The sequence below is a fragment of the Tabrizicola sp. genome, assembly GCF_041919135.1.
Classification (GTDB): Bacteria; Pseudomonadota; Alphaproteobacteria; order Rhodobacterales; family Rhodobacteraceae; genus Tabrizicola.
This window is the reverse complement of record NZ_JAYRUJ010000010.1, coordinates 48,802-59,485: the sequence shown is the minus strand read 5'-3', so window position 1 is coordinate 59,485 and position 10,684 is coordinate 48,802. Positions and strand designations below refer to the sequence as shown.

The 10,684-nt window shown below is 69.0% G+C and carries 15 protein-coding genes; all 15 read right to left on the bottom strand.

The genetic code is table 11. The annotated features are described in order from the left end of the window. Nucleotides 1-8: 8 nt before the first annotated feature. Entirely contained in the window at nt 9-659 is a 651-nt protein-coding gene (locus ACE3UA_RS09725; RefSeq protein WP_374644529.1) for a phage tail tape measure protein, read from the bottom strand. Then, nucleotides 616-867: a rcc01693 family protein gene (locus ACE3UA_RS09720; protein ID WP_374644527.1), complete on the bottom strand. Its 252-nt coding sequence runs from the start codon at nt 865-867 to the stop codon at nt 616-618. The genes ACE3UA_RS09725 and ACE3UA_RS09720 overlap by 44 nt, the downstream gene beginning before the upstream one ends. Continuing rightward, nucleotides 864-1,184, bottom strand: coding sequence for a gene transfer agent family protein (locus tag ACE3UA_RS09715; protein WP_374644525.1), 321 nt, complete (start codon nt 1,182-1,184; stop codon nt 864-866). The genes ACE3UA_RS09720 and ACE3UA_RS09715 overlap by 4 nt, the downstream gene beginning before the upstream one ends. A gap of 1 nt (nt 1,185) precedes the next feature. After that, nucleotides 1,186-1,599, bottom strand: coding sequence for a phage major tail protein, TP901-1 family (locus ACE3UA_RS09710; RefSeq protein WP_374644523.1), 414 nt, complete (start codon nt 1,597-1,599; stop codon nt 1,186-1,188). A gap of 68 nt (nt 1,600-1,667) precedes the next feature. Next, on the bottom strand, nt 1,668-2,063 hold the full coding sequence (locus tag ACE3UA_RS09705) for a DUF3168 domain-containing protein (protein WP_374644521.1): 396 nt from the start codon (nt 2,061-2,063) through the stop codon (nt 1,668-1,670). Continuing rightward, complete coding sequence (locus ACE3UA_RS09700) at nt 2,060-2,398, bottom strand: head-tail adaptor protein (RefSeq protein WP_374644519.1); 339 nt, start codon at nt 2,396-2,398, stop codon at nt 2,060-2,062. Before ACE3UA_RS09700 ends, ACE3UA_RS09705 begins: the two co-directional genes overlap by 4 nt. After that, complete coding sequence (locus ACE3UA_RS09695; protein ID WP_374644517.1) at nt 2,395-2,991, bottom strand: head-tail connector protein; 597 nt, start codon at nt 2,989-2,991, stop codon at nt 2,395-2,397. Before ACE3UA_RS09695 ends, ACE3UA_RS09700 begins: the two co-directional genes overlap by 4 nt. Before the next feature lie 79 nt (nt 2,992-3,070). Then, nucleotides 3,071-4,267, bottom strand: a complete 1,197-nt coding sequence (locus tag ACE3UA_RS09690) for a phage major capsid protein (protein ID WP_374644515.1) — start codon at nt 4,265-4,267, stop codon at nt 3,071-3,073. A gap of 107 nt (nt 4,268-4,374) precedes the next feature. Further along, complete coding sequence (locus ACE3UA_RS09685) at nt 4,375-4,926, bottom strand: HK97 family phage prohead protease (RefSeq protein ID WP_374644513.1); 552 nt, start codon at nt 4,924-4,926, stop codon at nt 4,375-4,377. Between the two features lie 4 nt (nt 4,927-4,930). Then, the gene (locus tag ACE3UA_RS09680; RefSeq protein WP_374644512.1) at nt 4,931-5,176 is read right to left on the bottom strand and encodes a hypothetical protein; all 246 of its coding nucleotides are present in this window, start codon (nt 5,174-5,176) and stop codon (nt 4,931-4,933) included. Next, a complete protein-coding gene (locus ACE3UA_RS09675; protein WP_374644510.1) occupies nt 5,173-6,348 on the bottom strand; it encodes a phage portal protein in 1,176 nt (391 codons plus the stop codon). Before ACE3UA_RS09675 ends, ACE3UA_RS09680 begins: the two co-directional genes overlap by 4 nt. Before the next feature lie 89 nt (nt 6,349-6,437). Then, nucleotides 6,438-7,733, bottom strand: a complete 1,296-nt coding sequence (locus ACE3UA_RS09670; RefSeq protein ID WP_374644638.1) for a DNA-packaging protein — start codon at nt 7,731-7,733, stop codon at nt 6,438-6,440. Then, entirely contained in the window at nt 7,726-8,055 is a 330-nt protein-coding gene (locus ACE3UA_RS09665) for a hypothetical protein (protein WP_374644508.1), read from the bottom strand. Before ACE3UA_RS09665 ends, ACE3UA_RS09670 begins: the two co-directional genes overlap by 8 nt. A gap of 184 nt (nt 8,056-8,239) precedes the next feature. Next, nucleotides 8,240-9,418: an endolytic transglycosylase MltG gene (mltG, locus tag ACE3UA_RS09660; RefSeq protein ID WP_374644506.1), complete on the bottom strand. Its 1,179-nt coding sequence runs from the start codon at nt 9,416-9,418 to the stop codon at nt 8,240-8,242. A 3-nt stretch (nt 9,419-9,421) separates the two neighbouring features. Continuing rightward, nucleotides 9,422-10,681: a beta-ketoacyl-ACP synthase II gene (gene fabF / locus ACE3UA_RS09655; RefSeq protein ID WP_374644504.1), complete on the bottom strand. Its 1,260-nt coding sequence runs from the start codon at nt 10,679-10,681 to the stop codon at nt 9,422-9,424. Between the last annotated feature and the right edge of the window lie 3 nt (nt 10,682-10,684).

The window sequence follows — 10,684 nt, the reverse complement described above, 5'->3', positions numbered from 1 at the left end:
GTCTTCCCTCAGCGGTTGCGTTGCCCGCGCGACAGCGCGCGGCTGACCTGGGCGGCGACCTGTGATTGGCTGCGCTGGAAGCCCTGGACGTCCGGCGTCGTGATGTTCATCACCACGTTCACCGCCCTGCCCCCGCCCGCCTGCACGCCCAGCCTGCCATCGGGACCACGGGCCAGCGGCATGATCGCCTCCGGCCCCGCCTCGCCCATCAGGCCCATGCCGCCCCGCATCGGAAAGCCGGTGGGCGCGGACACGACGCCCCCTTTCGCGAAGGGCATCACCCGGCCCTGGCTGAAGGCGCCACCCTTGGCAAAGGGCATCCCGGCGCCCATCACCCCGGCCACACCCTGCGCCAGCAACCCGCCCAGCGCCCCCGTCACCGGCTTCATCGCGATGGAATAGACCGTGTCGACGATGGTGTTCGCCACCGACTTCAGCGCGTCGTTCAGCTTCATCCCGTCGAAGACCAGCCCGTCGAAGGCCTTGCGCAAGCCCCCGCTGATCCCGCTCGACAGCGTGTTCACCTCGCGCCCCGTGAACACCATCGTCTCCCGCATCCGCGCGAGTTCCCCGTCGAACGCCGCCACCATCGACACCGAGGACCCCAACTGCGCCTCAAGCGCCTGAAGCTGCTCCTGCATCGTTCCGATATCCGCCATCGCGCCCATCCTTCCTCACATCCGGGAACGCCGCCGCCAGCTCCGCCAGCCGCGCGCGTGTCAGGGGCGGGACCAGACCCTCCCGCCCCAGCATGATCCGCAACTCCACCGGCGTCAGACGCCAGAACACCGCCGGCTCCAGCCCCAGCCCGTGCAGGCCCGCCTGCATCAGCCCGCGCCAGTCGATCCCGGGTCCCGGCCCGCTCACGGCTCGCCCGGCAAGGCGAAGGCCCGCGCCAGCAGCTCCGCCGCCGCCCGCGCCGCCTCGACCGGCCCGCCGCCGATCTCGACCCGCAACAGGTCCGCCGCCGACCCCTGCCAGCCCCCGCCCCGCAGCCCCGCCACGATCAGCGCCAACACGTCGCGCGTGGAAAACCGCCGCTCCTCGAACCGCTGCACCAGGTCCAGCAGCGACCCCGTCTCCAGCGCCTCTTCCAGCTCGGCCAGCGCACCCAGCGTCAGCTTCGCCACATGGCGCTGGCCATCCAACCAGATCGCCACCTCTCCCGCCCAGGGGTTCGCCATGTCAAAGCGCCGTAAACGTCAGCGCACCGGCCGAGGCCATCGCCATCTCGTAGCTCGCCTCGTCGTTATGGCTGCCCGAATACTCGATGGACGTGATCTGGAACGGCCCCTCGATCACGCCAAAGCTCGGGATCACCACCTGGAAATCCGGGATCTCGCCGTTGAAGAACACCTGCCGCGCCCGCTCGTCGGTGTTCTCGTCCCGGAACACGCCCGAGCCCGAGATCTGGGCCGATTTCACCCCCGCCCCCGCCAGCAACTCGCGCCAGCCGCCCTGGCTTTCCAGGCTGGTGACATCCACCGATTCCGTGTTGAAGCTGATCCGCGTCGCCCGCAGCCCCGCGATGGTGACGAACTGGCCGTCCCCGGTCTGGTCGATCTTGATCAGCAAGTCCTTGCCGCTTTGCACAGCCATGTCCGCTCTCCGTAATGAGATGTTGCTTGGCGCCCCCCGTGGGAGGGGCTGGGGTGGGGGGCAGGCCGCTACAACTGGACCCGCGCCCGGAAGGTCAGGTCGATCCGCCGTGTCTCGCCCTCCTCGATCCGCCGCGCCGAGGCCCGGAGGAAGATCAGGCTCACCAGTTGCCCGCGGCTTAAGGCAAGGGGCGCCCCGACCAGCGCGTCCGAGATGTCGGCCGCAATCGTCTTGATCGTGAGAAACCCGGTCGCATCGGTGATCACGCTGATCACCAGCTGATGCTCGGCCCCCGCACCCGACTTGTCCGACTGGTCGCGCGCTTCCTCCGGCCCGATCAATACGAAAGTCCCGGTCACGTTCGGCGGCACCGCGTCATAGGTCGCCACCCCGGCCAGCGCAGGCCAGCCCGACAACCGCTGGAACACCGCCGTCTGCAGGGCGGGTGCTGCACCATAGCTCATTTCGGCACCTCCTCGCGGGCGAAACAGGTCAGGTAGCGGCCGAACGGATCGCGCTCGGCCACCGCCTGGATCAGGAACAGCCGCGTCCCCTCGCGGAACCGCTGCCCCGCCTTCGGGCGCGAGGGCGACCCCACCGGCGTCCCCCGAACCGTGATCCGGTAGGGCACCGCCGACAGCATCCGTTCCTCGCCCAGCGTGTCGCTGCCCGATCCCGGCAGCACCTCGGCCCAGAGCGTGCCCAGAGCCGTCCAGACCTCGGTGAAACCGCCCGCCCCGTCCGGCGTCCGCACCACGCCCTCCAGCACCAGCGCCCGGTTCAGATGCGGCGCGTTCATTTCCGCCCCCCGCCCAGGATGCGCACCGTCCGCCAGCGTTCGATCAGCGTCACCACGCCGAAGGGCAGCCCCGCCGCCTGCGCGCCATCGTCATGCCGATGCTCGTAATATTCCCCGGCCAGCAGCAGAACCGCTTGCCGCAGGTCCACCGGCACATCGGTCCAGGCCGCGCCGAAGCCCGCCTCGAACACCACCTTCACCGCCCCCTCGCCCGGGATGGCCGGCAGCGAAGCCCCCTTCCCCGCCAGACGCGGACGATGCAAATCCTTGATCAAGCGATAGGCACCCGAAGGCACCACAACCTCGCCCCCCGCCGCATCGACCAGCGTCACGCTCACCACGCCCGTCACCGGAGCCACCGGCAGCGCCTGCTCCTGCTCGCGCCAGCACTCCAGCACCCAGAGGAACCGGCGCTGGAACAGCATCTTGCCGATCCGTCCCTCGATCGCCGCCAGGGCGGCACGAAGGTAGGTCTCGATCAGCCCGTCCTGCATCCCGTCATCGGCAAAGCCCGAACCCATCCGCAGATGGTCCTTCATCTCCTCCACCGGCAGCGCCGCCTGCGGCACCGGGGTTTCTTCGGTCAACATCATGATCAGATCTCCGCCAGCGGCCGCGTCGTTGCATTGGGGCAGGCTGGCCCGGCCCCCCGGAAGGGACCGGGCCGAACCGTCAGGACACCGCGATCTTCAAGAGCTTGACCGCCGCATAGTCGGTGATGTCGCCGCCCACGCGCTTGTTGGCATAGAACAGGACATTCGGCTTGGCCGAGAACGGATCGCGCAGGATGCGCAGGTCCGGGCGCTCCGCGATGGTATAGGCCGCGCGGAAATCGCCAAACGCGATGGCATAGGCACCGGCCGCGATGTCCGGCATGTCCTCCGACACCACGACCGGATAGCCCATCAGCCGCGAAGGCTCGCCCGCCGCCAGACCGTCCGACCACAGGAAGCGGCCATCGGCGTCCTTCATCTTGCGCACCGCGCCCACGGTCTTCGAGTTCATCAGGAAGGTGCCGTTCGCCCGGTAGTCCGCCCCCAGCGCATAGACCAGGTTGATGATGCAGTCCGCCGCGTTGGTGGTGGCAAAGTCCGCCGCCGCGCCGGTGGGCACATAGCCGATGTTGCCCCAGGTCCAGGAGGCATTCGCCACCTTGGTCGGCAGCAGGATCCCTTTCGGCTTGTCCACCCCGTCGCCGTTGATGAAGGCGGCAGCCTCGGCGCGGATGAAGCGGGTGGCGATCTTCTCGGCCAGCCAGCCCTCCACGTCGAAGGCGCTGTCATCCAGCAGGCGCTGGCTGGCTTTCGGCATCGCCGCCAGTTCGTGCAGCTTGATCGAGATGCGCTCGATCACCGGCGTCGCGGTCTCGGTGGTCGCCGCAGCCTCGGTCGCCCAGCCCGAGCCCACTTCGCTGCGATCCACGATCACGTCGAACGAGGTCGCCTCGACCTGCACCACATTCGCCACCGACCGCAGGCTGGAGGTCGACAGCAGCAGCGACTGGATCCGCTCCGAGGTCTGCGGGTCGACCAGATAGCCGCCATCGGCGGCCACCGCGGTCGACATCGCCTTGCCTTCCAGGGTCAGGCCGCGCAGGCCGTCATCGTCGCCCGACCGCAGATAGGCGTTGAACGCCTTCTGATGCGGGACTTCCACCTCCGCGCGGGCCGAAAGTGCGGGGCGGCCATAGGCCATCGTCTTTGCGTTCAGCATGGTCAGTCGCTCTTCCTGATGTTTCAGCGTTGATTTCACTTCGTCCTGAAAGCTGCTGAATTCTTTCAGGAAACCCGCCATGGCGGCCTTTGCCTCCGCAGCCGGCGATTGGGCGGGGGAAACACCTTCCCCGGCCCGAGCCTTCGTCTCGGTCATCGTCTCGTTCCTCTCGCTTTCAACCAGAACCCGGCGTCGGAACCCGCGCCTCCCCTCCCCCTGGTGGGGAGGGGATGGGGGTGGGGGGACGCCTGAAGAACCCCGCGCTATAGCCCGGCCAGGCTGCGCCGCGCGTCCTCGAAGACCGCCGCAATGTGACGCCAGCCGTCGTCCAGCGCCTCCGCCTTGGCCGCGACCCGCGCTTCGGGAAGCATAGGGAAGGTCACCAGCGACACCTCCCAAAGCTCCAGCTCCGACAGCAGGCGCTGGCCCTTGCCGTCGCGTTCCGCCCTGACCGTGCGATAGCCGATGGACAGCCCGTCGATCGCCCCTGCCTGGACCAGCGCCGCCACCTCGCGTCCCTTCTCCACCTGCGGAAGGATGCGCCCCTTGACCCATAGGCCCGTGGCATCCTCGCGCACCTCGTCCCAGACGCCGATGGGCTGGCCCGGATCATGTTGCCACAGCATCTTGATCCGGCCCTGCCGTGCCGCCAGCCGCTTCAGGCTCGCCGCATAGGCGCCCTTCTGCACGATGTCGCCGCCCTGGTCGGCCTTGCCGAACAGCGAGGCATAGCCCTGCACCACCTGCCCCTCGCTCACCACCAGCCCCGCCTCGGGCCGATGGAACTTGCGCTCGGGCGCTCCCCAATCTCTCATCGCCTCACCTCGTCGCCGCTTGAATTACCGTCTCGGCCATCTGGGCCATCAGGAAGGCCGCCACCCCGTAGACGCCGACCCAGATCCGTTTCTCCAGCCGCTCCAGCGTCGCCTCGATCAGCCCCAGCCGGTATTCGAGGCCCGCCCAGCGTTCGTCCGCGACCCGCTCGTTCGCCTCGATCCGCGCCGCCGCCGCGTCGAAACTGTCGTAAAGGAACCGCGAGCCACCCTCGCCCCGCCGCGCCGTCATTCCGCCTCCGCCAGCTTCGGCAGCCCCAGCAGCATCCGCTTCTCGGCAACCGTCAGGAACTCGGCCGCCGCCACCCGCGCCCATTGCTGGTCCCGCTCGCTGGCCAGCGCCGGCACCTGGTCAAGGTCCGGCTTCAGCTCCACCGCCTCGCCCGCGAAGCCCGACAGCCAATGCGCCAGGTCCGCCATCACCTTGGTCGCCAGGGGCAGCACCGTCAGCCGATAGAAGGCCCGGTTGGCCTCCTGATAGTTGGAATAAGTCGCGTCCCCGGGGATCCCCAGCAGCATCGGCGGCACGCCAAAGGCAATCGCGATCTCCCGCGCCGCCGCCTCCTTGGTCTTCTGGAACTCCATGTCGCTGGGGCTGAACCCCATCGGCTTCCAGTCCAGCCCCCCCTCCAGCAGCATCGGCCGCCCGGCATTCCGCGCGCCCTGATGATGCGCCTCCATCTCGCTCACCAGCCGGTCATACTGGTCCGAGGACAGGGCCGATGCCCCATCCGCCCCCTTGTAGACGATCGCCCCCGAAGGCCGCGCCGCATTGTCCAGAAGCGCCTTCGACCAGGCACTCGCCGAGTTGTGGACATCCACCGCCACCGCCGCCGCCTGCATCGGCGAAAAGCCATAGTGGTCGTCCTGCGGATGGAAGGTCTTCAGATGGCAGATCGGGCTCATCTCGCCCGTCACGTCATAGCGGTGCGTCCGCCCGCCCACCGTGTAGTCATAACCCACCGGCCAGCCATCCGCCCCCGGCACCAGGTTCATCCGGTCCGACCGCAGCACATGCAGCTCCCCCGGCACCGCCGACGCTCCCGGCACCGCCTCGACATAGGCATTTCCCGACAGCAGCAGATAGCCATAGACCGCCTCCAGGAACTCCGCCCGGCCCTGCGCCCCGTTCGGCCGCCCGATCAGCCCCAGCACCGGATGCGTCTCGAAGCGTTGCGCATGCGTCTGGCAGACCAGCGGCAGCGCCGCCGCCGCCTCGGCGATCAGCCGCACCACCCGGAACCCCACCGGATTGCCCTGGAACCCCGTCCGCGTCAGGCTGGCGGTGTCGCGCGGGCTCCAGGCCACGCGGCCCGCATTGCCCCAGGCGATCACCCGCCCCACCGCACTGGCCTTGCGCTCCGGCACCGCTACCGGCGCCTTCCGCAGAAAATCGAACACCATCTCGCGCTCCCTCATGCTTCAGGCAATGCCTGCCCGGCCCGGGCTGCCTGAAGCGCCCGGCCATATGACCTGTCGATCGAGAAGATCCCCTAAAGCGACCGAACGCTCGGCCGCCCGCCCTGCAACGGGTTCAGCATCAGGTCGGTCAGCGCCCAGACCAGCGCATCCAGCCGGTCGGGCGATCCCGTCCCCTTCCAGCCTTCCGGCGTCATCCGGACCATCTGGTCCTCCAGGGCCCCGAGGCCCCGCACATGGCCGACCCGCCCCTGCTCATACAGCGCCGCCACCGGCTCGGCCCGCAGCATCTTCGACCGCGTCGCATGCACCCCGCGATAGGGCACCAGAGGGTCCACCATCCGCACCAGCCGCTCCACCAGATCGCCGCCCTGGTTCACCTCGGCCACCAGCCGGTCCGCCCCGTGCCGCTCCATCGCCGCCAGCGCCGCCCTTGCCCAGCCCTCCGGCGAGGCCCCCTGCACCGAGGCATCCTCCAGTACCACCGCGCGCCAATCCTTCGGCTCGCCGCGCGTATCGGCACCGACGACCACGATCCCGCATTCGTCGCTCGACTTCATCGACGTGACCGGCGGGTCCACCGCCACGACCACCCGGTTGAACGCCGGGACGGCATCCATCCGCGCCGCCTCCAGCATGGCCATGGTCCACAGCGCCCCTTCCTCCTCCTCGACCAGCACGCCCTCCAGCTCCTGCCGGCCCAGATGCGACCCGCCATAGCGCGCCTGCACCTCGGTCAGGAAGCTTTCCGCCAGATAGGCCCGGTTCGCCTCGGTCGGGGCATGGGTCACCACCGAGGACGGGTTCTTCAGGATCGCCTTCAGCACCCCGACATTGCGCGGCGTCGTGGTCACCACCGCCTGCGGGTTCTGCCCCAGCCGCAGCGCGAACTGCAGCTGGTCCCAGGCCTCGGCCCCCTTCTTCCACTTGCCCAGCTCGTCCGCCCAGGCCGCGTCGAACTGCGGTCCCCGCATCGCCTCGGGATCATGCGCCGAAAAGACCTGCGCCACCGCGCCGTTCGGCCAGATCAGCTGCTGGCGCGTCGCATGCCATTCCGGCCGCCGGTCGGGGGGCGAGCAGGCGATGATCCCGCTTTCGCCCATCACCATCACCTCGCGCACCTGGTCCACCGTCTCGCCCACCAGCGCCACCCGCTTGCAGCGCCCCGGGTCCGCGGGCCCCGCCCCCTCGACCTGCGCCCGCACCCATTCCGAGCCCGCCCGCGTCTTGCCCGCGCCGCGCCCGCCCATGATGACCCAGGTCTTCCAGGCCCCCCTTGGCGGCAACTGATGCGGCAGCGCCCAGAACTCAAACACCCAGGGCAGCGCCAGAAGCGCGTTCTGGCTCAGCCCCGAGAGGAACTCATCCACCTCCTCCGGCGTTGCGGAGGCAAGCCAGGCGGCGCCCGATTTCAGCTCGGGCCCCGTCAAGGTCGAGTGCCCCTCCGGCCCCGACATGGCCGGCAATCTGCTTGCGGAGTTTGTCAACTTTGCCCCTTTCCTCCAGCACCTGCACCGCCGTCGCGCGAAGATCGCGGATCGCCGTCTGCGCTGCCCTGACCTCGGTGAATTCCCCGGCCCGGATCGCGCCGATGGTGCGGTAAAGCTCCATCACCGCCAGGCCGTAAAACTGCTCTGTCGCCCCCAGCACGTCTTCCGGGCTGGGACACTCACCCGTAAACCTCAGCGTCATCCAGACCTGTCCACCCCCATGCCGCCCCCGCAGGACGTGAAAAAGCGGCCGACGGGGGGACCCCGGGCCGCTTCGACACCTCTTCCAGCATGCCACGAGTCCTACATCGGACCGCGCGGCAAGTCAAGCGAAAACTTCAATCGTATCAATGGGTTGGCGATCTCTGCGTTAACGCTTCGTCAACCTATTCCCCCTGCACGCCGCCCTCGTCCGCCGCGCCCTGCTCGGCCTCGATCTTGCGCCAGGCGGCGACGTTGCGGTTGTGCTCCTCCAGCGTCTCGGCAAAGGCATGCCCGCCGCTGCCATCGGCCACGAAGAACAGATAGTCCGTCCGGTCCGGGTTCAGCGCCGCCCGGATCGCCTCGGCGCCGGGGTTGGCGATCGGGGTCGGCGGCAATCCGTCGATCACATAGGTGTTGTAGGGCGTCTCGCGCCGCAACTCGCTCTGCCGCAGGCCCCGGCCCAGCACGCCCTCGCCCTTGGTGATGCCGTAGATCACCGTCGGGTCGGTCTGCAGCCGCATCCCCTGCGCCAGGCGGTTGAGGAAGACGCTCGCCACCCGGCCCCGTTCCTCGGCGATGCCGGTTTCCTTCTCGACGATCGAGGCCATGATCAGCGCCTCCTCCGGCGTGTCATAGGGCAGGCCCTCGGCCCGCTTCTCCCAGGCATCGGCCAGGATCGCCGATTGCCGCGCGGTCATCTCGGCGATCAGCGCCCCGCGTTCGGTCCCGCGCACCGGCTCGTATCCGCCGGGCGCCAGCGTGCCCTCGGGCGGCACGGTCTCCAGCGAGCCCTGCAGGAAATCCGCCTTCTTCAGCGCATCCGCCACCTGCCAGCTGGTCACGCCCTCGGCCACCGTCACCCGGAAGACCAGCGCCGGATCATCCGCGACCTCAAGGTATTCCGGCGGCAAGGCCTCCACCCCGGCATCGAAGCGCGCGACCTCGACATAGGCGTTCGAGGTCAGGTCCAGTTCGCTCAGCACCACATCGGCCTTGGCCACCCCGATGCGGAAGTTCAGGTCGCGCCCGCAGGTCGACTTGCCGGTGGCGGTGATCGCCTCCAGCACCTGTTCCATGCTCGCCCCCGCCGGGACCATGTAGCTCCCGAACTTCAGGTCATCCGCCCGGTCGGCATATTCCGCCCCGATCCGGAAGATGCGGGCGTCGGTGATCGCGCCCCGCTCCTCCAGGTTCCGGCTGACCGCCGACAGGCTCGCCCCCCGCTCCACCTGCAGGCAGATCGGCCCGGCCAGCGGCCCCGGCTTCACGAATTCGTTCCGCCCCCAGGCCACCAGCGCCGCCAGCGCGATCAGGATCACGATGAACAGCGTCAGTGCGTTCGAGGCGACGGACCGCCACATGCCTCAGCGCACCTTGCCTAGGACAAGGCTCGCATTGGTGCCGCCGAAGCCGAAGCTGTTCGACAGCGCCACGTCGATCCGGCGCCGCACCGCCTTGTTCGGCGCCAGGTCCAGCTTCGGCGTCACCGCCGGGTTGTCCAGGTTGATGGTCGGCGGCGCCACCTGGTCGCGGATCGCCAGCACGCAGAAGATCGCCTCCACCGCCCCGGCCGCCCCCAGCAGGTGCCCGATCGACGACTTGGTCGAGGACATGGTCGTATTCGACGCCGCGTCGCCCAGAAGCCGCTCCACCGCGCCCAGTTCGATCGTGTCGGCCATCGTGCTGGTGCCGTGGGCGTTGATATAATCGATGTCCGCCGGCTCCAGCCCCGCCCGTTTCAGCGCCGCCGCCATGCTGCGATACCCGCCATCCCCGTCCTCGCTCGGCGCGGTGATGTGATAGGCGTCGCCCGACAGGCCATAGCCCAGAACCTCGCAATAGATCTTCGCGCCGCGGGCCTTGGCATGCTCGTATTCCTCCAGCACCACCACCCCTGCGCCCTCGCCCATCACGAACCCGTCGCGGTCGGCGTCATAGGGCCGGCTGGCCTTCTCGGGCGCATCGGCCCGCTTGGTCGACAGCGCCTTGCAGGCATTGAACCCGGCGATGCCGATCTCGCTGATCGGGCTTTCCGTCCCGCCCGCGACCATCACGTCGGCATCGCCCCACATGATCAGCCGCGCCGCGTCGCCGATGGCATGCGCCCCGGTCGAGCAGGCCGTGACCACCGCATGGTTCGGCCCCTTGAACCCGAAGCGGATGCTCACCTGTCCCGAGACCAGGTTGATCAGCGCCCCCGGGATGAAGAAGGGCGAGACCCGCTTCGGCCCCTTCTCCTTGATCAGCACCGCCGTCTCGGCGATCGAGTTCAGCCCCCCGATGCCCGAGCCGATCATCACCCCCGTGCGCAGCTTCTCCTCCTCCGAGGGATCTTCCCAGCCCGCATCCCGCACCGCCTGCACGGCGGCGGCCATCCCGTAGATGATGAAGTCGTCGACCTTGCGCTGCTCCTTCGGCTCCATCCAGTCGTCGGCATTGAAGGTGCCGTCGCTGCCGTCGCCCATCGGGATCTCGCAGGCATATTGCGTCACCACGTTCGAGGTGTCGAACTTCGTGATCAGCCCCGCCCCCGATTGCCCGGCCAGAAGGCGGCTCCAGGTCTCCTCCACGCCCGAGGCAAGAGGGGTGACCATTCCCAGGCCGGTGACCACGACGCGACGCATGCT